The 21385-nt window shown below is 68.0% G+C and carries 20 protein-coding genes; 7 read left to right on the top strand and 13 right to left on the bottom strand.

Going from position 1 to position 21385, the window contains the following annotated elements:
• Positions 1-2 precede the first annotated feature (2 nt).
• The 10 genes from OV287_RS53675 to OV287_RS53630 all read right to left on the bottom strand — a co-directional run bounded on the left by OV287_RS53675 (position 3) and on the right by OV287_RS53630 (position 13059).
• Positions 3-3320, bottom strand: a complete 3318-nt coding sequence (locus tag OV287_RS53675; RefSeq protein ID WP_267541852.1) for a glycoside hydrolase family 2 TIM barrel-domain containing protein — start codon at positions 3318-3320, stop codon at positions 3-5.
• Entirely contained in the window at positions 3317-4690 is a 1374-nt protein-coding gene (locus OV287_RS53670) for a GH1 family beta-glucosidase (protein ID WP_267541851.1), read from the bottom strand. The genes OV287_RS53675 and OV287_RS53670 overlap by 4 nt, the downstream gene beginning before the upstream one ends.
• Positions 4671-5666, bottom strand: a complete 996-nt coding sequence (locus OV287_RS53665) for an ABC transporter ATP-binding protein (protein WP_267541850.1) — start codon at positions 5664-5666, stop codon at positions 4671-4673. The genes OV287_RS53670 and OV287_RS53665 overlap by 20 nt, the downstream gene beginning before the upstream one ends.
• Positions 5663-7423 carry a dipeptide/oligopeptide/nickel ABC transporter permease/ATP-binding protein gene (locus OV287_RS53660; protein WP_267541849.1) on the bottom strand — a complete coding sequence of 587 codons (1761 nt, stop codon included), beginning with the start codon at positions 7421-7423 and terminating at the stop codon, positions 5663-5665. Before OV287_RS53660 ends, OV287_RS53665 begins: the two co-directional genes overlap by 4 nt.
• Positions 7416-8396, bottom strand: coding sequence for an ABC transporter permease (locus OV287_RS53655; RefSeq protein WP_267541848.1), 981 nt, complete (start codon positions 8394-8396; stop codon positions 7416-7418). The genes OV287_RS53660 and OV287_RS53655 overlap by 8 nt, the downstream gene beginning before the upstream one ends.
• 3 nt (positions 8397-8399) lie before the next feature.
• Positions 8400-10040, bottom strand: a complete 1641-nt coding sequence (locus OV287_RS53650; RefSeq protein ID WP_267541847.1) for an ABC transporter substrate-binding protein — start codon at positions 10038-10040, stop codon at positions 8400-8402.
• Positions 10037-10888 carry a glycoside hydrolase family 16 protein gene (locus OV287_RS53645; protein ID WP_267541846.1) on the bottom strand — a complete coding sequence of 284 codons (852 nt, stop codon included), beginning with the start codon at positions 10886-10888 and terminating at the stop codon, positions 10037-10039. Before OV287_RS53645 ends, OV287_RS53650 begins: the two co-directional genes overlap by 4 nt.
• Entirely contained in the window at positions 10885-12111 is a 1227-nt protein-coding gene (locus tag OV287_RS53640; protein ID WP_267541845.1) for an ROK family transcriptional regulator, read from the bottom strand. The genes OV287_RS53645 and OV287_RS53640 overlap by 4 nt, the downstream gene beginning before the upstream one ends.
• A 44-nt stretch (positions 12112-12155) precedes the next feature.
• Positions 12156-12482, bottom strand: a complete 327-nt coding sequence (locus OV287_RS53635) for a hypothetical protein (protein WP_267541844.1) — start codon at positions 12480-12482, stop codon at positions 12156-12158.
• A gap of 406 nt (positions 12483-12888) precedes the next feature.
• Positions 12889-13059, bottom strand: coding sequence for an imm11 family protein (locus tag OV287_RS53630; RefSeq protein ID WP_267542622.1), 171 nt, complete (start codon positions 13057-13059; stop codon positions 12889-12891).
• 204 nt (positions 13060-13263) lie between these two features.
• Between OV287_RS53630 and OV287_RS53625 the strand changes: the two genes are divergently transcribed.
• From OV287_RS53625 to OV287_RS53610, 3 genes are all read left to right on the top strand, one after another.
• Positions 13264-13479, top strand: a complete 216-nt coding sequence (locus OV287_RS53625; protein ID WP_267541843.1) for a hypothetical protein — start codon at positions 13264-13266, stop codon at positions 13477-13479.
• Entirely contained in the window at positions 13476-14264 is a 789-nt protein-coding gene (locus OV287_RS53620) for a hypothetical protein (RefSeq protein WP_267541842.1), read from the top strand. Before OV287_RS53625 ends, OV287_RS53620 begins: the two co-directional genes overlap by 4 nt.
• A gap of 383 nt (positions 14265-14647) precedes the next feature.
• Entirely contained in the window at positions 14648-15214 is a 567-nt protein-coding gene (locus OV287_RS53610) for a porin family protein (RefSeq protein ID WP_267541841.1), read from the top strand.
• A 398-nt stretch (positions 15215-15612) separates the two neighbouring features.
• On the opposite strand, the gene OV287_RS53605 is transcribed toward OV287_RS53610, so the two are convergent.
• Entirely contained in the window at positions 15613-15849 is a 237-nt protein-coding gene (locus tag OV287_RS53605) for a DUF7336 domain-containing protein (protein WP_267541840.1), read from the bottom strand.
• A gap of 232 nt (positions 15850-16081) precedes the next feature.
• Between OV287_RS53605 and OV287_RS53600 the strand changes: the two genes are divergently transcribed.
• Positions 16082-16606, top strand: a complete 525-nt coding sequence (locus tag OV287_RS53600; RefSeq protein ID WP_267541839.1) for a glycine cleavage system transcriptional repressor — start codon at positions 16082-16084, stop codon at positions 16604-16606.
• A gap of 61 nt (positions 16607-16667) precedes the next feature.
• Here OV287_RS53600 and OV287_RS53595 read toward each other — a convergent pair whose 3' ends face one another.
• Entirely contained in the window at positions 16668-17990 is a 1323-nt protein-coding gene (locus tag OV287_RS53595) for a serine hydrolase domain-containing protein (protein ID WP_267541838.1), read from the bottom strand.
• Positions 17991-18091: 101 nt separating this feature from the next.
• Here OV287_RS53595 and OV287_RS53590 point away from each other — a divergent pair, with 101 nt between their 5' ends.
• From OV287_RS53590 to OV287_RS53580, 3 genes are all read left to right on the top strand, one after another.
• Complete coding sequence (locus OV287_RS53590) at positions 18092-18604, top strand: winged helix-turn-helix transcriptional regulator (protein WP_267541837.1); 513 nt, start codon at positions 18092-18094, stop codon at positions 18602-18604.
• 113 nt (positions 18605-18717) lie between these two features.
• Positions 18718-19881, top strand: a complete 1164-nt coding sequence (locus OV287_RS53585; RefSeq protein WP_267541836.1) for an endonuclease/exonuclease/phosphatase family protein — start codon at positions 18718-18720, stop codon at positions 19879-19881.
• Positions 19878-20723, top strand: a complete 846-nt coding sequence (locus OV287_RS53580; RefSeq protein ID WP_267541835.1) for a hypothetical protein — start codon at positions 19878-19880, stop codon at positions 20721-20723. The genes OV287_RS53585 and OV287_RS53580 overlap by 4 nt, the downstream gene beginning before the upstream one ends.
• Here the strand turns inward: OV287_RS53580 and OV287_RS53575 are convergent.
• Positions 20704-21273, bottom strand: a complete 570-nt coding sequence (locus OV287_RS53575) for a TIGR02265 family protein (RefSeq protein ID WP_267541834.1) — start codon at positions 21271-21273, stop codon at positions 20704-20706. The genes OV287_RS53580 and OV287_RS53575 overlap by 20 nt on opposite strands.
• Positions 21274-21385 lie beyond the last annotated feature (112 nt).

The raw sequence follows: 21385 nt of genomic DNA, 5'->3' as shown, positions 1-21385 counted from the left end.
CCTCAGAAGAGCGACAGGATTGCATACGCGCCCACCTCGTACTCGCGGCCCTTCAGACCCTCCGCGAGAGCCGCCGCGCTGAGGCCCTCCGAGTATTGGTCCAGCATGCGCACCATCCCGCGCACACCGAAGCGGGTGGTCACCGCCCCGAGCACCGGCTTCTTGAGGCCATACGACAGGTCTCCTCCGGCCTGGAGCGGGTAGGTGAGGTTGAAGACGCGGTGGTAGTCGTACGGTCCCCAGTCGTTCATCCGGAGCTGCGCCGTCAGCAGCAGCGTGTCCAGCAGCACGGAGCCGTCCACGCCGTAGCGCAGAATCTGCCGTGCGTCCTCGCCCGAGGACTGGTTGTTGCCCACCATGGCGGTGCCGTACAGCTTCAGGCGCTTGGAGGGGTTGCCCACCACGCGCAGCGTCGTCTCCCATTCGTCGGCGGCGGGCGGCGCCTTGCCGAAGGCGATCATGCTGCCGTTGGCGAGGATGGCGATGCCCGCGTCACGCGACGTCGGTTGGTGCCGGTAGACGATGTCCAGGCCCGCGGCGAAGGGGGCGTCCTCGCGCATGTCCCGGTCCCAGGACCAGAACCAGGTGGCGGGCGTCGGGTCGAAGGTGAGCAGCAGCTCGGCGCCCAGCGTCTCGCGGTTGTCCAACACGGTGAAGGAGTCCGTGAGCACGCTGCGCGGCTTGACGCCCGGGAAGTACCTGCCCGTCTCCCGCTCGAACGCGTCATTGATGGTGGGGTTGGGCCCGATGAGAGGCTTCTGGTACAGCACGTTGGGGGCAATCTGCAGCGTGCCGAGCTGCACGGTCGCGCCCACCTGGCCGGCGTAGTGGTTGCCGCGGCCGCTCTCGCGCATGCTCCAGCCCGTCAGCACCGTGCGCTGCTCGGGGCCCGAGTCCGCCACCAGTCCGCGGTACGACGCCTGGGCGAACATGCGCACCATGCCCAGGTCATACGTGAGCCGCGCCTTGGCGCCGAGCGTGTCCAGCACCTGCACCTTGTCCCGGAGCACTTCGTAGCCGCTGTCCAGGTAGCTGGGTCCGGTGGTGGGCCGCGTCCAGATGAACTCCTCGCCGATGCGCTGCGGCGCCGAGAAGATGCCACCCACCTCCAGGCCCATGGGGCCCCGGTTCCACTCCATGCCCAGCGCCGTCCTGCGCGCCACGCGCTCGCGGATGACGGAGGCCGTCTGCTGCACCGCGCCTCGGGCCAGGTCCTCCTGGTGCACCAGCGTCAGCGTCACCGGGCCCACGCCCTTGCGGTACTTCGCCACCAAGGACGGGTTGGCGCCCCAGTACAGCTCCGGGCCCACCGCCACCTTCAGGCCCTCCAGGATTCCCTTCTTGCCGCTGAACACGACGCCGAAGGGCGCGTTGCCGTGGTAGATGTCGACGTTCGGCCCGTAGAACGCCTCGCGGTAGAGGTTGAAGAAGTCACCCTCCTCGCCCCAGTGCGTGTGGCCGACGCGGTAGTAGCCCTCGAGGTTGAACTCGTCCCGGTCGAACTTGAACTCGGCCTGGTACAGGGCGAAGCGCTCCAGTCCCAGCGGCTGGCTCCCGGGGGTAGCCGTGGGCGTGCCCGGCGCCGGGGTGCCTCCGATGGTCGTCGGAGCGGCCTGCGTGCCGCGGTTCTCGTAGAACAGGTTGTTGAGCCGGTTCTGCGCCACGTTGCCTACGATGTTGAACGACGCGCGCCCGTACACACCGGAGGCCGGCTGCATCGCCAGGTCGAAGAAGATGGACTCGGTGTGGTCCACCGTGTCGACGTTGGACCGCGTCGTGGCGATGCTCCCGCGCGACATGGAGCTGTCCATCACCAGCCGCAGGTTGGACACGCGCACCACGCTCAGCTCCTCGGCGCGCGCCAGCGCCACGGAGGACTCGTAGCCGCGAGACATCTCCGTCGGGCGGATGGCCTCGAAGTGCTGGCGGATGGTGTCGGGGTTGGTGCCAGGCGCGTACGGGTCCAGGCGGAAGGCGGCCTGAAGGACGTAGTAGGCCGTGCGCGGCTGCACCCGAGCGATGCCAGCATCGTCCTCGGGGCCCAGCGCGCTGATGCCGAACCACTCCTCGTTCATGTTGTTCTGGCCTTCAACGAAGTCGGACGGGTATCCGCCGTTGGGCCAGGACGCCGTGGTGTCGTGGATGGAGAGGTTGGCTTCCTGCCCCATCTTCCACCAGCCATCTACCCACTGGAACACGAAGCCACCCAGCGCGTTCTGCGCGCGCCCGTGGCCGTAGCTCTGCGAGTAAATCTCCTCCCACTGCTTGCGCAGGTAGTCCGCCTGCGCCAGGTGGTCCTCGCGTCCGGCCTTCGCGTCATACGCGTCCGCGCCGAACTCGGTGAACATCACCGGCTTGTTCAGCTTCTGGAGCACCACGTCGAACAAGTCTCTCGCGGAGGCACCGCGGTAGACGTTGGCGCCGAAGACGTCCAGCTCGGGGGCGTGGCGCGCGATGAGGTCCACGTACTGCACGTCACCGTTGGCGATGGACACCGGGTGGTACGTGTCCCGGGCCTTGATGGTGCGCACCGCCTCGCCCATGAGCGAGTAGAGGTGCTCGGCGCGGGCGGCGTCCTCCTGGCCGGGGAGCGCTTGAATCTCATACCCCGTCCAGTGCAGGCCGTAGTTGTTCTCGTTGCCCAGCATCCACATCAGCACGCCGGGCGTGTCGCGGTAGCGCTCCACCCGCTGTGCCAGGTCCGTGAGCAGCGCCTGGCGGTGCGCCGGGTTGGAGTAGTCCGTGTTCGGCGCCATGACGCCGTTCACGTTGGTGCCGTAGCGGCCCATCAGCGGGTTCACCACGGTGTAGATGCCGTAGTTCCGGTAGATGAACTCCACCCAGCGCGGGGGGATGTCGTCGAACTGGCGGATGGCGTTGACGCCCATGTCGCGCAGCAGCGTCATCTCCCGCTTCAGCACGGCCTGGATGAAGTCATCCGTCTGGTTCCACAGCGAGTAGCGGTAGTTCTCGCCAATGGGCGTGTAGCCCCAGTTCATGCCGCGGATGGGGAAGTCACGCCCGTCCACCTGGAGCTTGAAGCCGCGCTCGTCGTGGAGGACGCGCACGTTCTGCACTCCCGCGGGAGTAACGGCCGCCGCCGTGGGACGGAGGGACGCGGGCGGAGCCGCCACCGGTGCGTCAGTGGCGGGCGCGGGGGCGGGAGTGGCCGGCGGAGCGGCGGGCGTGGCCGGCTTGGACTCGGTCGCCACCGGAACGGTGGGCGTGGCCGGGGTGGACTCGGTCGCCACCGGAACGGTGGGAGTGGGTGTCTGGGATAGCGTTACGGCCAGACACGTGACGAGGGTGAGGGAACTCATGCCGCCTTCTCCACATCCAGGCTGTTCTGGGTCACCACCGCGCGGTAGAGGTGGGCGCTGTCCTTGGGAATCCGCTTCTGGGTGGCGTAGTCCACGAAGACGAGCCCGAAGCGCTTCTGGTAGCCGAAGCCCCACTCGAAGTTGTCCATCAGGGACCAGGCGAAGTAGCCCCCGAGCGGAACACCCTGGCGGATGGCATCCAGGGACGCCTGCAGGTGCGTGCTCAGGTAGTGGGCGCGCTTGGTGTCACGCACGCGTCCATCCGAGTCCGGACCGGTGGCGTAGGCGGCCCCGTTCTCGGTGATGTAGATGCGCGGCGGCTGGTAGTCCTTGTGCAGGCGCGTGAGCAGGTTGGTGAGGCCGCCCGCGAACACCTCCCAGTTCATGTCCGTGTGCTCCTGCTCGGGGTGGACGGTGCGGGGAGCATTCTTCTCCTCGGGGATGCGGTCGCTGCGGATGATGCCGCGCGAGTAGAAGTTCACGCCCAGGAAGTCGGTGGGCGTGGCGATGGCCTCCAGGTCTCCCTCGCGGATGAAGTCCAGCGTCTCCGAGGAGATGCGGCCGGCCGCCAGGTGGTCCGCAATCACGTCCTTCGGGTAGCCGCGGCCGTAGAGGGGATCGAGGAACCAGCGGTTGAAGCTACCGTCGAAGGCGCGCGTGGCGTCGAGGTCCTCGGGGCTGGGCGAGGCGGGCTGCGCGGGCACCAGGTTGAGGGTGATGCCCACCTCGGCGTTCTTCACGTTGGAGCGCAGGACGGACACCGCCTGCCCGTGCGACACCAGCAGGTGATGGGCCGTGGCGAGCATCTCGCCCCACTGGTTCTTGTGCCCGGGCGCGTGCTCGCCGTTGGCATGGCCCAGGAAGCTGATGCACCAGGGCTCGTTGTGCGTAATCCACCGCTTCACGCGGTCGCCGAGCACCTGGCTCACCTCGTTGGTGTACTCGACGAAGGCGCTCATCGTGTCACGCGAGGGCCAGCCGCCCTTGTCCTGCAGGGCCTGCGGCAGGTCCCAGTGGTAGAGCGTGGCGAAGGGCTCGATGCCCGCCTTGAGCAGCCCGTCCACCAGGCGCGAGTAGAAGTCCAGGCCCGCCTGGTTCACCTTGCCGCGGCCCGCCGGGAGGATGCGCGGCCACGCGATGGAGAAGCGGTACGACTTGACGCCCAGCCAGCGCATCAGCTCCACGTCATCGCGCCAGCGGTTGTAGTGGTCGCACGCGACCTTGCCGTCCGTGCCGTCTGCAATCTTGCCCGGCGTGGCGCAGAAGCGGTCCCAGATGGACTCGCCGCGCCCATCCGCGTCGGTGGCACCTTCAATCTGGAAGGCCGAGGTGGCCACACCCCAGAGAAAGTCAGGAGGAAACTGCCGCATTGTCGAGGACTCCTTTCGAGGCTTCGAGGTGGCAGCGGACGACGTGGTCCGCCGCGGGGTGGTGTTCAGGAGGAAGGGTGTTGAGGCAGCGCGCGTCCGCTTGGGGGCAGCGGGGCGCGAAGGCACAGCCCTGGGAAGGCACGGGCCCGGTGGCGGCCTTCACGGGCAGCGGGGCGCGCAAGAAGTCCGCGCCATCCGGCACAGCGGACAGCAGCAGCCGCGTGTACGGGTGCCGAGGCGCCGCGAGCACGTCCGCCGTCCGCCCCGACTCCACGACGCTGCCCGCGTACAGCACCATGACGCGGTCCGCGAGATGCCGCGCGCTCGCCAGGTCGTGGGTGATGAAGATGATGCCGATGCCGCGCTCGCGCGTCAGGCCGCGCAGCAGTTGGAGCACGCCCCTCCGGGTGGACACGTCCAGCATGGAGGTGGGCTCGTCCGCGATGATGACGTCTGGCTCCACCGCCAGGGCTCTCGCCACGGCCACGCGCTGGCGCTGACCGCCGGACAGCTCATGCGGGAAGCGGCGGGCGAAGGACTCCGCGGGCGTCAGCCCCACTGACTCGAGCAGCGCATGGACGCGCGTCTGGAGCTCCGCCTGAGTGGCCCGGCCGTGGCGCAGCAGGGGCCGCTCCAGGTGGTGGGCCACGGTGTGCACGGGGTTGAGCGAGGCGAACGGATCCTGGAAGACCATCTGCACACGGCCGCGGTAGGCCAGCGAGGCCCCCTTCTTCTCCGCGGCGAGCACGTCCTCGCCCCCCAGCCGCAGACTTCCGCCGTCCGGCGTGTCCAGCCGCGCGAGCACCCGGGCCAGCGTGCTCTTGCCGCTCCCGGACTCGCCCACGAGCGCGAGGATTTCTCCCCGCTCCAGGGTGAACGACACGCCATTGAGCAGCGTGCGCCGGGAGCGAGAGAGGAAGCCTCCCACGGGGACGCTGCGCACCAGCCCGGTGACCTCCAGCAGGGACGGGCTCATCGGTGGCCTCCTTGGAGCGCGGCCCGAGCAGGCGTCGGCCCGTTGGCAGCGAGGGAAAGGTCCGGAGACGGCTCGGCCGCGTCGCTGGCGGTGAGGTGGGGGAAGGACGACAGCAGCAGTTGCGTGTACGGGTGGCGGGCGCCGGTGCGCAGGCGCTGCGAGGTGTCCACCTCCATCAGCTTGCCGCCCTGAAGGATGCCCACGCGGTCGGAGAGCGCGAGCAGCAGCGGCAGGTCATGGGTGATGAAGAGGACGGCGAAGCCCAGCCGCTCCTTCAGCTCGAGCATTCGCTGGAGCAGCTCCTTCTGCACCACCACGTCCAGCGCGGTGGTGGGCTCGTCCATCACCACCAGCTTCGGCTCAAGCGCGAGCGCCAGTGCGATGCCCACCCGCTGGCGCATGCCACCTGAGAGCTGATGCGGCCAGGCCTTCACCAGGTCCGGCGACAGCCCCACCATGGTGAGCAGCTCCTGCGCTCGGGCGTAGGAGGCGGCCCGCGAGGTGCGCCCGTGCGCCGCCAGCGTGTCGTGGAACTGCTCGCCCAGCGTGAGCACGGGGTTGAGCGCGCTCATGGCGCTCTGGAACACCATGGACACCTGGGACCAGCGGAAGGCGCGCAGCGCTTCGGCGTCCAGGGCGGTGACATCCGTGCCGTTGAAGAGGATGCGTCCCTGGGTGATGCGCGCGGCGGGAGGCAGCAGGCGCAGCAGCCCGAAGCCGATGGTGGACTTGCCGCTGCCGGACTCGCCGGCCAGGCCGAACACCTCTCCGGGCGCGATGTCGAAGGACACGTTGTCCACTACTCGGGACGGGCCGCGCTCCGTCGCGTAGTCGATGCACAGCTCGCGCACGCTGAGCAGCACGCCAGGGGCTTGGGGCTCGGTCTGCGCGGCGGACACCACTGGGGCGATGGGGGCCACCGCGGGAGGGGCCTTGAGCGCCGGGTTGGTCAGCTCGTCGATGGCGGAGCTGAGCAGCGTCAGCGAGAAGCCCACTAGCGCGATGCACACGCCAGTGGGGACGAAGATCCACCACGAGCGCGTCAGCAGCGCCGCGTCGTTGGAGGCCCAGTAGAGGTTGGTGCCCCACGTCACGGAGCCCACGTCGCCGAGCCCGAGGAACTCCAGGCCCACCTGGGCGCCCACCGCGTAGAGCGTGTTGCCGATGAACGAGGAGCCGAGCAGCGACGCCATGTTGGGCAGCAACTCGCGGGCGATGATGCGGGTCCGGCTCTCACCGGCCACCAGCGCGGCGGCGACGAAGTCCCGGTTGCGCAGGGACAGGGCCTCGGCGCGGAAGACGCGGGCATTCCAGGCCCAGCCCGCCACCGTGAGCACGGCCACCATGCGCATGGGCCCGGACGGAAGGTACGCGCCCAGGACGATGGCCAGCGGCAGCCCGGGGATGACGAGGAACACGTTGGTGGTGAGCGACAGCGCGTCATCCACCCGGCGGCCCATGTACCCGGCTGTCACGCCAATGAGTGCGCCGATCAGCGTGGTGAGCAGGCCCACCGCGAAGCCCACCGCGAGTGTCTCGCGCACGCCCACCACCGTCTGCGCGAGCACGTCCTGTCCCTGGCCCGTCGTCCCGAAGAGATGGGCGCTCGAGGGCGGCTGATGGGGACGGCCCACCAGGTCGCTCGGGTCCACCACCAGCCAGGGCCCCACCAGGGCCATGACGAGGAAGAAGAGCAGAATGCTCCCGCCCACCGCGGCCTTCCGGTGGCGCAGAAGACGTCGGATGGAGTCACGCATGGGCGCGGGTCCTCGGGTCCAACCAGAGGCAGAGCAGGTCCACTGCGAAGTTGGCGGCGAGCACCGCCAGGGTGATGACCAGGAAGAGCCCCTGCATGAGCGGGTAGTCCTGGTTGCGCACGGCGAGGATGAGCAGGTACCCGGTGCCGGGGTACGAGAAGACAATCTCCGTCAGCAGCGAGCCGCTCAGCACGAAGCCCAGGGCCATGCCGAAGCCGGTGACGTTGGGCAGCAGCGCGTTGCGAGCGGCGTAGCGCAGCATCACCTGGCGCGGCGGCAGCCCCTTGGCGTGAGCGAGCCGGAGGGTGTCCGTGCCCAGGGTGGCCACCATGGTGTTGCGCATGCTCAGCATCCACCCGCCCAGCGTGGCCACGACGATGGAGGCCGCTGGCAGCACCGCATGCCGTGCCACATCCGCCACGAAGGTGAGGGACAGCCCCGGCTCCAGGTCATGCGAGTACGCGTGGCGCAGGGGGAACCAGCCGAGCCCGAAGCCGAAGAGGTACAGGGCCAGCATGGCGAGCCAGAAGTAGGGGAACGCCCCGAGGAAGGCGAACGCGGGCGCCGCCACCGAGTCCAGCCACCCGCCGCGGTTCCACGCCGCGAGCACGCCGAGCATGGAGCCCACCACGAAGCTGATGATGACGGCGCAGCCGGCGAGCCCCAGCGTCCACACCAGCCCGGTGCCGATGACCTCCGACACGCGGGACGGGTAGTACGCGTAGGACAGCCCCAGGTCCCCTGTCATGAGGTGCTTCAGGTAGGTGAAGTACTGCACGTGCCAGGGCGCGTCCGTGAAACCGAAGGCGGCGCGCATGGCCTCCATGGCCTCGGGCTGAACGCGGCCCTCGAAGCGCGCGAACATGGCGGAGGCGGGATCGCCAGGCGCGAGCCGGGGGATGACGAAGTTCAGCGTGAGCGAGGCCCACGCGGCCAGCAGGTAGAAGCCGAGCCGCCGGAAGACGTAGTTCATCGGTCAGGGCTCCCTGGGGGCGAGTGCCGTCAGGACCAGCAGGCTGTCGGGCTCGGCATGGGGGGACAGGCGCGCGTAGGGGTTCTGCGCGCTCGGAAAGCCAGTGAAGCGCCGGGAGCTGGCCTCGCCCCAGGATGGGTTGGGGAAGAGGGGGATGGCGGGGGCCGTCTCGGAGAAGCGCCGCTGCACTCCGGCCATCAGCTCCTTCTGGACCTCGGGCGAGCTCTCGGTCTCGAAGCGCGTCAGCAGGGCGTCCGCCTCCGCGTCGCCGTAGCGGTGCCAGTTGGCCGCGGCCACCTCGCCCACCGGACGCACCGTGCGCGGCGACAGCAGCCACTTGTAGAAGGTGTACGGCGTAGGGCCGTCCAGCGACCAGGAGATGGCGAGCTGGAACTCACCCTTCTGCAGGCGCGCGTACCAGGCGCCGAACTCGTACGTCTTGAGGTGCGCGTTCACACCCAGCTTGCGCAAGTCTCTCGCCAGCACCTGTCCGGCGCGCACCCAGTCCGACCAGCCGCCCACCACCTCGATTTCGAGCTCCAGCGGCGTGCCGTCCGGCATGAGCCGCATGCCATCCGGGCCACGCTTGAGGCCCGCCTCGTCCATCAGCCGGTTGGCGGCCTCCTCGTCATGGCGCACCCACGCACCGTTGGCGGCCTCGGCATCCCGCCAGCCCGTATAGGAGTCATTGAGGGCCGTGGCATCCGCCGGGCGCGTGTAGCCATACATGGCGATGTCCACCAGCCGCTCGCGGTCCAGCGCCATGCTCAGCGCCTTGCGCACGCGCACATCATCGAGCGGAGGCCGCGTGGTGTTGGGGTAGAGGAAGACGGTGCTGCCGAAGAGGGGGAACCAGCGAGAGTGGTGCGCCGGGTCCCGGGAGACGAAGGTGCGGTCCACCGAGGGGACGAAGTTGCCGGCCCAGTCCACCTCGCCCTCCACCAGGGCCAGGTTGGCCTGATCATTGGTGGGGAAGGCGAGGAAGCGCAGCGCGGAGACGGCCGGCTTGCCGGGCTGCCAGTAGTACGGATTGCGCCCCAGCTCGTACACCTGGTTGCGGAAGACGGTCACCTGGGTGAAAGGCCCCGTGCCCACTGGCTCCGGGTTGGTGAACGTCACGGGGTCCGCCACGTGCTCCCAGACATGGCGAGGGATGAGCGGCTGGTGAGCCAGCTCGGAGAAGCCGGGGATGTAGACGCGCGAGAACTGGAACACCACCGCGTGCGTCCCATCCGCGCGCACGTCCTCGAGGAAGCGCCACACGCCGCCCGCGTCCAGGGCCGCGTGCTTCTTGAGGAGCTGGAAGGTGAAGGCCACGTCCTCGGCGGTGAAGGGCTTCCCGTCAGACCAGCGCACGCCCTCGCGCAGCGTGAAGCGCAGCGTGCGGTGGTCCTCGGACCAGGCGTGCCCCGTCGCCAGCCAGGGCGTCCACTGGCCGGTGGAGGGGATGAACAGCTCCATGCACTCGTAGACACCGGCCCGGGTGGGCCATCGCGCTCCCGCCCCGGTGAACACCGGGTTGAAGTTGCGCACCCATGCGCTCTGCTGCTCCACGGAGACGAACAGCACGCCCGGAGGCCGCGGGCGGGGCTCCGAGGTGCAGGCCACCAGCAGGACGGGCAGCAGCCAGAGCGCGGGCTTCATTGCGCCCTCGAGTAGACGCGGACGTAGTCCACCTTCATCTGCTGCGGGAACACGGTGGAGTTGTCCGGCGGGCCCACGAAGTTCCCGCCCACCGCCACGTTGAGGATGATGAAGTGCGGATGGTCGAACACCCATCGAGCCCCAGCGGGCAGGCGCGCGGGCGTCGTCTCGAAGAAGGTGACGCCATCCAGCAGCCAGCGGATGCGGTTCGGCTCCCACTCCACCGCGTAGACGTGGAAGTCCTCGTTGAGCTTGCCGCCACTGACGGCGTGCTCGTAGCCGATGTTTCCTCCGCCGGAGTAGCCCGGCCCATGCAGCGAGCCGCGGACGAGCGCCGGGAGCTGGCCCCGGTACTCCATGATGTCGATCTCCCCGCACTCCGGCCAGTCCACCTCCGCGAGGTTCGCGCCCAGCAGCCAGAACGCCGGCCAGATGCCGCGCCCCACCGGAAGCTGGATGCGGGCCTCGAATCGGCCGTAGGTGTGCTCGAAGCGTCCGCGGGTGTTGATCCGCGCCGACGTGTAGCTCCGGCCTTGGTAGCTCTCCTTGCGCGCGGTGATGAGCAGGTTGCCGGCGCCGTCCAGCGAGGCGTTCTCCGGCCTCGCGGTGTTGAACTCCCACTGCTCGTTGCCCCAGCCGTGTCCTCCCACGTCGTGCACCCAGCGCTCGGCGGAGGGCGGGGTACCTGCCGTCCCCTCGAACTCGTCCTGCCACACCAGCTGCCACTCCGAACCTGGCTGCTGCGGGTTGGTGGGGAGCGGGTCGGGCTTGGTGGTCCGGTTGGCCGCCGGGTCACACGCGAGGGTCACCATGGCGGCGAGCCATGGGAGGAGACGGTTGCGGGTCATGCAGTCTTCCTGACGTGTTGGATGGGAAAGAGGGTGCGGTCGCGCAGCGCCGCCTGGAGCACGAGGGTGGCCGCGCCAACGGCGATGGCCCGGTCTCCGAGCGCGGAGGTGACGATGCGCGTCTCCGCCATGGAGGTGGACAGCGCCCGCTTGCGCACCGAGGCGCGCAAGGGGTCCAGCAGCAGGTCTCCCACCGAGGAGATCTCCCCGCCGAGCACGACGGTGGCCGGGTTGATGAGGTTGAGCAGGCCCGCAACGGCGATGCCCAGGTAGTGCCCCAGGCTGTCGATGACCTGCACCGCGGCCGGCTCGCCCGCGCGCGCATCCTCCACCAACTCGCGCACCGTGGGCGTACGGCGGCCCTTGGGGCCATTCAGCTCCCGGGCACGGTCCAGCAGCGCCGGGGTGCCAATGAGGGTGACGAGGCACCCGCGCAGCCCGCACCGGCACTGCGGGCCAGCCGGGTCCACGGCGATGTGGCCAATCTCACCGGCGGTGCCGCCCGAGCCACGGTAGACATCCCCGTGGATGATGAAGCCGGAGCCGATACCGGTGCCCAGCTTGATGTACGTGAGGTCCTCGCCCCCGACGCCCGCGCCCCAGTAGCACTCCGACAGCGCGCCCAGGTTGGCGTCGTTGTCCACCAACACCGGCATGCCGAAGGCGGTCTTGAGCCACTCCTGCACGTCGTAGTCGCGCCACGCCGGCACGATGAGCGGGGACAGCTTGCCCGGGGAGGACGGGTGGACGGGGCTCGGGACGGCCACGCCCATGCCCACCACGGAGCGGCGCGGCACGCGCTCGGCCTCCAGGCACTCCTGCACCAGCTCGCGCACCTTCTGGAGCGTGCCCTTGGGGTCCTCGCGCACCTGCTGGGGCGAGTGCCGGTGGACGCGCACGCGCCCGCGCAGGTCCGTGAGGACGACCGTTACGTGGGTGGCGCCCATCTCCACGCCGATGATGCTGAAGGCGTCGTCGCAGAAGCCGATGAGGGTAGGGCGACGGCCGCCACGAGACACCCCAGCGCCGATGTTGCGCACCAGGCCGGAGTGATCCAGGTCCGCGACGATGGCGGACACTGTCGAGGGGCTCAGCTCCGTCCGGCGAGCCAGCTCCGCCCGGGAGATCTGCTGCTCGCGCCAGATCATATTCAGCAGCAGGCTGCTGTTCCGCGCGCGCATGCCAGCCGCGTCGACCGTCGTTTCCGCCGTTCCCACTTTCATCGTGCACTCACGCTCCGTTCGGCCGCGTGGAAGCACGGTGGGTGTCAGTGCCACTGGATAGTCGTCCTTCCACCGGCTACCCAGCCGAAGCCACCCACCACCTTCCGGTCTCGGACGCGGCTGGCACCGATTGTGTACTGCTTCGGCGCCGTCGTGAGCTTCACTTCCTCCAATTTCTGCTCGAAGCCATCCGCGGTTGGCCCCATGCCCACCAGGGAGGAGACCACCTCGTCCCCCGTGGTGCCCCAGGCGTAGAAGGACAGTGTGGTTGCACCTTTGCCCGGCTCGATGCAGGGGCGCGGTGAGGCGCACCGCGCGTCGTCCTGGATGAGCTGGGTAGCCCTCGGCCATGCAAAACGCTTGTTCCACATGCATGGCTCCCCTCCGCTGCTGGACGGCTTCGTGCGTACGGCGAAGAAACAAGACGTCGCTGAGAGCCGGGGCCCGCGTTGCGCGCTGCGTCACCGTGGGCGCCCCTCGTCAGAGGAGGATTCCGCCGACGCACGCCCGGGCCGGCCTACCGCGCCTCCGAGCCCCACCCCTCTCCCACTGCGAACGTGCCTGAGTTCGTTCGAGTGATGAAGAAAGTACCAGCGTCCTTACCGGGAATGCAAGTTTCCCGGTGGGAGCAGGTGCGTCAGGCGCGCGCATCCACGCCTGACGCGCCGCGCAGCGCGGCCGGCTCGTTCTCGTCCTGTAAACGCACGACGGCCCGCCACTCCCGAGGGGGTGACGGGCCGTCTCACATCGGATTCGCGAGCGGTTTCCCAACCGCTGTTACACCGCCTTGAACTTCGTCCCCGTGGCCCCAATGCGCTCCAGGGCTTCTTTGAACTCCTCGGAGACGATGAGGGCCACTGTCCATCTCCAGGTGCGGAACACCTTGGCATCCCCCACCTTCGAGGGGTCGATGCGCATGCCGTACACGGCTCGGTACAGCCCCGCCAACCCCCAACGCCTCGGCAGGTAGACATCGTCCGCCAGATCGTCCGAGTCTCACTCGATGCGGCGGAATGCGAACGTCAGTATGACATTTGCGTTCCGGAGTGCCAGGCCAGCACGAGAATCCATCAGGTCGACAAATACATCTACGATTCCAAGCAGTACGGTCCCTGGCGGACCGGGAAGAAGAGTTACTGCAGGACCGCTTGCATGAAACAGCTCGCCAACTGCCAGGGAGAGGCGGGCCGTGAGCCTGTGAAGTTCGAGGCCATCGACACCGCGGTCGATTGGCTCGAGCGCCACCAGGATGAGCTCGCGCTCGGAGCCGTTGTCGTCATCGCGGGGGTGGCTTTCCATGTTGCCGTCTGCGCTGGAGGCATCGTGCTGCTCGCTCCCGTCCTGCTCTTCGCCGAGGTGCCATCATGACGATAGGGGAGATCATCAGCTTCGAGGCTCCACGGATCATCGGAAGGTACCGGACGGAGCAGACCTCTCCCGAGGAGAGCGAGCTGCTCCTGGTGGCCAGAGATGCCTTGTTGTTCATCTCCGAGTTGGGTCAGGACTACCGCTTCGAGGATTATCGCCGGAGCCCCGGCGCTTCTCTGTCTCCCCCTGGGGGAAAGACTTCCATCGAGACGCTCCTGGGTGAAGCGGCGGGGCTCATGGTCCGGATCCGAGGAGAGCTCCACCTGCCGGAGGAGAAGGAGCTGGCGTCGGTCGTCATCGACGCACTTCACTTCATCGCCTCGACCGGCCAGCACACGGCGTTCGAGGCGTTTCGCCGCGATGCGCTTGCCCCCGGTCCGCCGCACGTCTTCGCATCGTTCAGGACGCGCGAAGAGGCGAAGGCCTGGCTCGACAATCAGCCCGAGCCGCTGGCTCAAGGACAGGTGCTGGTCGCGGGTGAGTACTATCAGTTCTATTATTTCCGCGAGCTGAACCGCCGGGGGCTCTTACCGCAGTTCACCGTGGAGATGCTCATCCGGCACTTGATGGAGGATGGGCCTCCCGCCACCGTGGCCTCCTTTGTCTCTCATGAGGAGGCAGAGGATTGGCTGGCGAAGCAGCTCGCGCCACCGACCCATGCCTTCATCTCGATTGCCGGGGAGTACCACCTCGCGGTCTTCCACGAGAACCTCCACCACCGCGCCATCCATCCCATCTCCATTCTCGAGAGGCTCGAGAAGTGGGAGCGGGAGCAGGGGACGTGAGGCAGGCGGCGAGCTGTGCCGAGCCTCGAGGGGTGGAGCGCCCGCCGATCTCCGGGAAGCGCTCGTAGGCCCGTTTGAGTGTGTCGAGGTGGGCGGGGTTGTCCAGATCGAGCGGTGCGTCTGTGAGTTGCACGACCCACCCACCCGTCGCCGCCGCCAGGGCCAAGAGAGCCAGGCCCCTGCCGCGCACCTCATGGAAGGGCGGCCTGGGCAGACGAGTACTCCATGGGAGCTGCGTGGCCTCCACCCGGTAGACGTGGTCCGAATCCAGAAGGATTCCGCTGGGTTCCGCCTGCTCGGCGGCGATGAACTGCTTCCACGTCTCACGAGTTCTACATATGGTGCGCTCGCCCGGCTTGGCCGGAACCCAAACGAGAACACCGATGCTCACCTCTGCTGCCCTCCTGACCAGTTCCCTCCTCCTCGCCTCCGGCGACTCTCGCGCGAGCGAAGACGCGGAGCGCTCCTCCGACGGTGAGTCCGCTGTCCGCCGGACGGGCGCGCTGCTCGACCGGAGCCCGCAGACGCGGGACCATATGATCTCGGTCTTCGCGTTCCCGAGCTGGTACTACGGCCTCGGCATGGGCGCCGCCGCGCGCTACACGCTCCCGATCGTCCACGATGGCTTCATCCCCTCCCTCAACGACTCCGTCGAGCTGGAGTTTGGCGGTGACATCTGGTTCGGCGGGAGCGGCGGCTTCACCTACACGGCCCTCGGCATCCCCGCCGAGGGGCGCTGGACGTTCCACATCACCGACCGGTTCGACGCCTACGCCAAGATCGGCCTCGGCTGGGTGCTCGCGTTCACGAACACCTCGGGCGTCAACTCCGTCGGTGGCCTCTACGTCACGGGGGGGCCGGGTGTCGCCTACCGGGTGGCCGACGCGGTGGCCCTGCGCGCGGAGATCGGCAACTTCGGCCTGCGCGCCGGCGTCGGCTTTGCCTTCTGACGGACGCGGGAGCGCTCAACCCCTTGACCGACCAGGGAGACAGGATTTGAACCCGTGGACGAGGGGTGCCCCAAACCCGCGACGGCACACCCTCTTCGAAGAATCGTGAGTGAATCCAGGCACTCGAAGCCAGGGGCTCCACGGAAGCCCGTGGGAGCCCCTCCGTAGCGTGAGCCCTGGCGAAATGTTCAGAAACGCCGAAGTGCTGGTGCTGAGCGCACTGATGGCCGCTTGCCAAAGGGTACCGACTGCCGCGGGGAAGGTGTCAAAGGACTCGTACAGGCATATTGCCTCCTACGAATCGTCTGACACCTCGGCCGGACACCTCGGCCGGCCGGTTGAGCCATGTCCCCGGTGTGGAGATCTCCTCGTGGTACTCCTGCGGGTGGGGCCCCGATTCATGATTCATCAAGGGCTTCGTCCCATCCAATGAACCCCTCGGTCCAGTGGTCCTTGTTGAGCTCGTACCGAGAGATGTGAAACCCCTGCGGGTGATTTCGGAAGCTTGGCTGTTGGCTCAGACGGGAAACAGCCGCCTGTGCATCTGCCTCGGTCACGTACACGCCAATGAGCTTGACATCCTCCTCTCCGTTTGGAGCTGCATGCACATGCTGAAGGACATACACGTGCATCATGGGACGCCCTCCTGGGTTCTCGAATGCGCGGTCTCCCCATTTCTGTAGTTTGTTGAATTCACTCCCAGGCCCCTTGTCGTAGTTCCGACGTGTTCGCCTGCGTGAGCTGCGGCAGAACTCCTTCAGGTTCGTGATTCCGCGTCAGGTGATGGCTCGCACTCTGTTCAATCTGGCCATCATTCGTTGTTTCATGCGTGTTCGCGACCCCGGCTGGATTGTTATGTTCCCGGCCATGGCTCAGCTCATCGTCACCGCCGTTGGTCCCGATCGCCCTGGGCTCGTCGCCGAGCTCACCCGTCACGTGTATGACGTGGGTGCCAGCCTCGCCGACAGCCGCATGGTCAATCTGCGCGGCCACTTCGCCCTGCTGGCCCTCATCGTGGGCCCCGCCGAAGCGCTCGCCTCGCTCCAGAGCAAGCTCGAGAACGAAGGTGCCGGGCTGGGGCTGCGCCTCGAGATGTATGAGGCGGCCGTCGTCGGCTCTCGCGCCCCCGGCAGCATTCCCTACCGGCTCAAGGTCTACAGCAATGATCAGCCCGGCATCGCCGCCCGCGTGACGGCGCTCCTGCGTCAGCACTCCGTCAATGTCGAGGAGCTGGAGACGCGGGTCGAGTCGGCGCCCTTCGCGGGGACGCCGCTCTTCGTGCTCGAGGGTGTCGTCACCCTTCCGCAGGGCACGAGCGCCCGCAAGATGCGTGAGGAGCTGGCGGCACTGGGCGAGAAGATCGGCTGCGACATCGATCTCGACGCCATCTGACGCAGGGAGCTCAACGGGCCTCCCTCAGCGGTCCTCCGGAGCGGGGTCATCGAGCGGTGGTTCAGGCCGGGAGCGCTTCGTACGCCGTTCGCCAGAAGTCCACGAAGGCGGCTGGCGCCGTCGGAGAGTCCATCATCCGCTGCGTCAGCAGGACGCCGATGACACCCGTCTCGGGGTCCCAGTAGGAGGACGTGCCGTAGCCGCCGTCCCATCCGAAGCCGCGTGGATCTCCAGGCTCGTGCTTCTGGACGATGGAGAGGCCATAGCCCCAGCCGTGCTCGTCCCAGAAACCGGGGGAGAAGGGCGAGGCGGCCTTCTGCTGGGGAGTGATGTGATCCGTGGTCATGAGCTCGACCGAGCGCGCGGAGAGGAGGCGCCGGCCCTGGTGCTCGCCCTTGTTCAGCATCATCCGAGCGAAGGCGAGGTAGTCATCGGCCGTCGAGATCAGGCCACCCGCTGCGGACGGGAAGCCCGGCGGGCGGCTGAAGCGGCTCTCCTTGCCGGGGGCGTCGAAGACGTCGAACTTCTGCGTTTCGGGGTTGCGCCAGTAGCTGGTGGGCAGCCGGTCGAGCTGGTCGGCTGGGATGCTGAAGCCGGTGTCCTTCATGCCCAGGGGCTCGAAGATGCGCTCCCGGTAGAAGTCCTCGAGCGGCTTCCCCGCGGCGCGCGCGAGCAGCACGCCCAGGACGGTGAGGCCGGTGTCATACATCCAGACCTCGCCCGGCTGATGCATGAGGGGCAGGGCTCCGAGGGCGCGGATCCACGCGTCCGGGCTCGGCGCATTCGGCAGCAGGGGGCCCACCGCGACGCCCTTCTCGGTCATGGCCTGGAGGATGGGATAGGGGTCCTGCGTGAAGATGGCCCCCATGCCCATGCGCAGCGTCAGGAGATCACTGACGAGGATGGGGCGGTGAGCGGGCACGGTGTCATCGAGGGGCCCGTCGATACGCTTGAGCACCTTGCGGTTGGCGAGCTCGGGCAGCAGGCGGTCCAGGGGCTCGTCGAGTTTGAGCTTTCCGTCCTCGACCAGCATCATCGCCGCGGCGCCCGAGACGGGCTTGGTCATCGAGGCGATACGGAACAGGGTGTCGCGCCGCATGGGGACGGTGCCGCCGAAGGAATGCACGCCGATCGTATCCACGTGCACCTCGTTGCCCCGGCTGAGCAGCGTCACGACGCCCGGCAGGTCACCGCGCTCGACATGGGCGGCCAGGGTGGAATGCATGCGAGCGAGCCCCTCCTGGGAGAACCCCTCTCGGGCCGGTGAGGGCCCTCCCGCCGCCCGGTTGCAACCCAGTGCTGTCGCCCCGAGCGCCGCGGCGCCCACGAGCATGCTCCGGCGGTCGACCCCCACGGGGGCCGCGCCGTTCCCTCGACGTTGCATCGTCCGCTCCTTGTCTCCGATTAACTGGTTGCAAAGTGCAATCGGTTGCAGGGTAGGGACACTGATACGAGAATGCAACCGGTTTTCGTTGGAGCGGAATCATGAGTGTGGAACACCGGTCAGGCTGTCCGATCAATCTCTCGCTGGAGGTCTTCGGGGACCGTTGGAGCCTGATCATCCTGCGCGACATCATCTTCGGAGGCCGGAGGCACTTCCGGGAGCTGCTGACGCAGTCGGAGGAAGGCATCTCGTCGAACATCCTGGCGGATCGCCTGAAGATGCTGCTGGACGAGGGGATGATCACCAAGGCGGATGACCCCACCCACAAGCAGAAGGCGGTCTACAGCCTGACGGAGAAATCCATCGAGCTGGTGCCCATCTTCGCGCACCTGGGAGCGTGGGGGCGCAGGCACCTGCCGGTGACAGAGGAGCTCAGCATCCGCGCGCAGCTCTTGGAGGAGGGGGGCCCGGCGCTGTGGGAGCAGTTCATGGCCGAGCTGCGCGAAGCGCATCTGGGGAAGCCGGCGAAACGAAAGGGTCCCTCCGTCGCCGAGCAGCTCCGGGCCGCCTACGAAGAAGTCCGTGCCCGAAGGGGAGCGAAGGCCCCGCGGTGAGACTTGGGGCTCCGCGTCATCGCTCACTCGCCGGCCTGCAGATTGGCTGAGGCTGGGAGTGAGAAGGACGCACGCCCCGTGGACAGGGGAATCGGGGTACCCTCGCTCCCCGCATGAGACGAACGCTCCCGTTGCTGTTCCTTCCGTTGATGCTGGCCAGTTGCGAATGGGTGGCCGACCCGCTGTCCTTCACCCGGGATGAAGTCCCTCGGTTCAAGGCCCGGGCGGAGCACCCCGCGCCGGTGGCCAACCCCACCTCGCTCAAGGTGATGGCGTGGAACGTGAAGTACGGTGCCTGCCGCATCGACTTCTGGTTCGACTTCTGGGGCGACCGCGTCCAGATGTCCGAGTCCGAGGTGACCGACTGCCTCACCCGGGTGGCGGCGCTCATCCGCGAGTACGACCCGGACATCCTCATGACGGAGGAGATTGAGGTCGACTCCAAGCGCAGCGCCTATATCGACCAGGTGCGCTTCCTGCTGGAGAACACGAACCTCCGCTATGCGGCCTTCATGTCCACGTGGGATTCGCGCTACGTGCCATCCGAGGGCGTGGGCCGCATCAACCTGGGCAACGCCATCCTCTCGCGCTACCCCATCACCAAGGCCGAGCGCATCCGGCAGGTGGACCGTACGGATCAGGATCCGCTGACGTCGACGTTCTACATCAAGCGGGCCATTGGCCGGGCCGAGGTGGACGTGGGCAACGGCCGGACCATCGCCGCGTACGTGGTGCACACCGAGGCGTATGACCAGGACGGCACCAAGCAGAAGCAGATCCAACAAATCCATGACGTCCTTCGGGCGGAGACGCTGCCCTGGGTGATTGGAGGAGACTTCAACGAGCTGCCGCCTGTGTGCGACGAGCGCGCGGCCGCGGGGACGCCCGAGTCCTGTGAGGGCAAGCTGCGGCTCTCGGGCTTCATGGACGAGCGAGAGAGCAGCAAGGGCACCGAGTTCGAGCAGCCGCCCTACACGCCCAGCGTGATGAAGCGCTTCTATGACGACTTCGAGCCCTCCATCTCCCTGGCCCGCTACGGCGTGGGCGACGAGAACCAGCGGCGCTACTTCACGCACTCGGTGCTCGGGCCGGACAGCGTGAATGACCAGGGAGTGCCCGGCACCTGGAATCGCACGCTGGACTATCTCTTCATCCGCAAGGGCGAGGTATGGACGAACACGGACGTCATCCAGGGCCCCGGGCGTCTCGAGGTCCAGGGTGATGCCAGCCGTCTGTCCGACCATGCCCCCGTCGTGGGTACCTGGAGGCTGCCATGAGAGCCACCCTGCTGTTTGTCTTGTTGAGCAGCACCCTCGCCTTCGCTCAACCCCTGCCGGCGCGGGACACCGCGGACGTGGGGCCCCGGGGCTCTTGGAGCGTGGGCGTGTTCAACCCGCTGCGCATCGCCGTCCACGACAACGTCGAGCTCCAGACCCATCCACTCCTCTTCTTCGTGGCGCCCCACGTGGATGCCCGCTTCGCGCTGCTGCGCTCGCCCCTGCGGCTGACGGCCGAGGCCGGTCTGTCCATGCCCACGTTCGCCATGCGGCTGGTGAAGGGCTACCTCTTCCCCAGTTGGGACACGAGCCAGAACGACATCGGTTGGATGCTGATTCCTCGCGCGGGGCTGTTGCTCTCGGGCAACGTGCTCGAGCACGACGTGTGGACGCTCCGGGCGGATGCGGCCTTCCGGATTGGGCTCGGCCCGAATAGCGCCACGTCCCTCAACTCCTTCCTCACGCCGTTGGACCTGGTGCTCGCGGCACCACTCACGGGCTTCCGCTCGCGGGTGGGGGGCGCTTATGACCACGCCTTCAACGACCGCTTGCGCCTGCGCGGAGAGCTGAACCTCTACGTCACTGGCTCCCAGGGCGACCTCCCCGCTTCGAGCCAGGGCGTGGGGCCCATCGCGTCCATCTCTCCGCTGGTGTTCACGGCTCACCTGGGCGTGGACATCGCCGTCTCACAGCACAGCCGCATCACCGCCGGCGTCCTGTGGGCCAACGCGGACCAGGGCGCCACGCGCGTCGTCGAGGGCGCCGATGGCTTCAGCGATCGCGTCCGCGTCCGGAGCAACGACTTCCTGCCGACGCTGGACTTCATCTGGGAAGGTTTCTGAGCTCCCAGGACAGCTCGTACTCCGTATCCGCGGGCCCCACCTGTCGACCTGCCACCTTCAGGTGGGTGGCTCCCGCGGCCTGGAACACCTCCAGGAAGATGCCTTCGAAGTAGGGGAAGGGGATGACGTTCCCGTGGATGGAGGTGCGGCACGAGCTGAAACCAGTCCACGCCACCTCGCCCACTCCGTGCCCCCAGCCCGTGCGGTAGACCATGGGCAGGCTGTCGGCCAGCCGCTGCAGGTTGTCTCCGGCCAGCAGTAACATCGTCTTGCCCACCGGGCTGCCCAGGAACTCGGTGGCCACATGGCGCCCGAGCTGCCGCATCGCCTCCTCGAAGCTACCGGCGGAGTCCGTCAGGGCCCTCGCCGCCTCGTAGAGCAGCCGCACGAAGCCACTGATGGGGTACTTGAAGAAGCGCATGGGCGACTCCAGTCCGCCCGCTTCGCGGCAGCGCCTCAGGGCCTCCTCGTCTCCCAGGAGGCGGACCTGCTCCAGGGCGCAGTGGAAGAAGTAGCCCCGCACGGTGTCCCCGAGGGGGATGAGCTTCAATCTCAGCGCCAGGTCTGCCGGGGCGCCTAGCTCCGCTGCGTCTGGATTCGAAGTCATAGCGCACGTGGCAGTATGGCATGCGCCGCGCGAGCAACTGGACGTTCCAGTGGGA

The organism is Archangium lansingense, from assembly GCF_026626635.1.
In the GTDB taxonomy this organism is placed as follows: domain Bacteria; phylum Myxococcota; class Myxococcia; order Myxococcales; family Myxococcaceae; genus Archangium; species Archangium lansingense.
This window is presented reverse-complemented; position numbering and strand designations above follow the sequence as displayed.

Excerpts from the sequence above, each read along its gene's own strand:
- OV287_RS53675 (WP_267541852.1), bottom strand. The coding sequence starts at position 3,320 with ATGAGTTCCCTCACCCTCGTCACGTGTCTGGCCGTAACGCTATCCCAG.
- OV287_RS53670 (WP_267541851.1), bottom strand. The coding sequence starts at position 4,690 with ATGCGGCAGTTTCCTCCTGACTTTCTCTGGGGTGTGGCCACCTCGGCC.
- OV287_RS53665 (WP_267541850.1), bottom strand. The coding sequence starts at position 5,666 with ATGAGCCCGTCCCTGCTGGAGGTCACCGGGCTGGTGCGCAGCGTCCCC.
- OV287_RS53660 (WP_267541849.1), bottom strand. The coding sequence starts at position 7,423 with ATGCGTGACTCCATCCGACGTCTTCTGCGCCACCGGAAGGCCGCGGTG.
- OV287_RS53655 (WP_267541848.1), bottom strand. The coding sequence starts at position 8,396 with ATGAACTACGTCTTCCGGCGGCTCGGCTTCTACCTGCTGGCCGCGTGG.
- OV287_RS53650 (WP_267541847.1), bottom strand. The coding sequence starts at position 10,040 with ATGAAGCCCGCGCTCTGGCTGCTGCCCGTCCTGCTGGTGGCCTGCACC.
- OV287_RS53645 (WP_267541846.1), bottom strand. The coding sequence starts at position 10,888 with ATGACCCGCAACCGTCTCCTCCCATGGCTCGCCGCCATGGTGACCCTC.
- OV287_RS53640 (WP_267541845.1), bottom strand. The coding sequence starts at position 12,111 with ATGAAAGTGGGAACGGCGGAAACGACGGTCGACGCGGCTGGCATGCGC.
- OV287_RS53635 (WP_267541844.1), bottom strand. The coding sequence starts at position 12,482 with ATGTGGAACAAGCGTTTTGCATGGCCGAGGGCTACCCAGCTCATCCAG.
- OV287_RS53625 (WP_267541843.1), top strand. The coding sequence starts at position 13,264 with ATGAAACAGCTCGCCAACTGCCAGGGAGAGGCGGGCCGTGAGCCTGTG.
- OV287_RS53620 (WP_267541842.1), top strand. The coding sequence starts at position 13,476 with ATGACGATAGGGGAGATCATCAGCTTCGAGGCTCCACGGATCATCGGA.
- OV287_RS53610 (WP_267541841.1), top strand. The coding sequence starts at position 14,648 with ATGCTCACCTCTGCTGCCCTCCTGACCAGTTCCCTCCTCCTCGCCTCC.
- OV287_RS53605 (WP_267541840.1), bottom strand. The coding sequence starts at position 15,849 with ATGATGCACGTGTATGTCCTTCAGCATGTGCATGCAGCTCCAAACGGA.
- OV287_RS53600 (WP_267541839.1), top strand. The coding sequence starts at position 16,082 with ATGGCTCAGCTCATCGTCACCGCCGTTGGTCCCGATCGCCCTGGGCTC.
- OV287_RS53595 (WP_267541838.1), bottom strand. The coding sequence starts at position 17,990 with ATGCAACGTCGAGGGAACGGCGCGGCCCCCGTGGGGGTCGACCGCCGG.
- OV287_RS53590 (WP_267541837.1), top strand. The coding sequence starts at position 18,092 with ATGAGTGTGGAACACCGGTCAGGCTGTCCGATCAATCTCTCGCTGGAG.
- OV287_RS53585 (WP_267541836.1), top strand. The coding sequence starts at position 18,718 with ATGAGACGAACGCTCCCGTTGCTGTTCCTTCCGTTGATGCTGGCCAGT.
- OV287_RS53580 (WP_267541835.1), top strand. The coding sequence starts at position 19,878 with ATGAGAGCCACCCTGCTGTTTGTCTTGTTGAGCAGCACCCTCGCCTTC.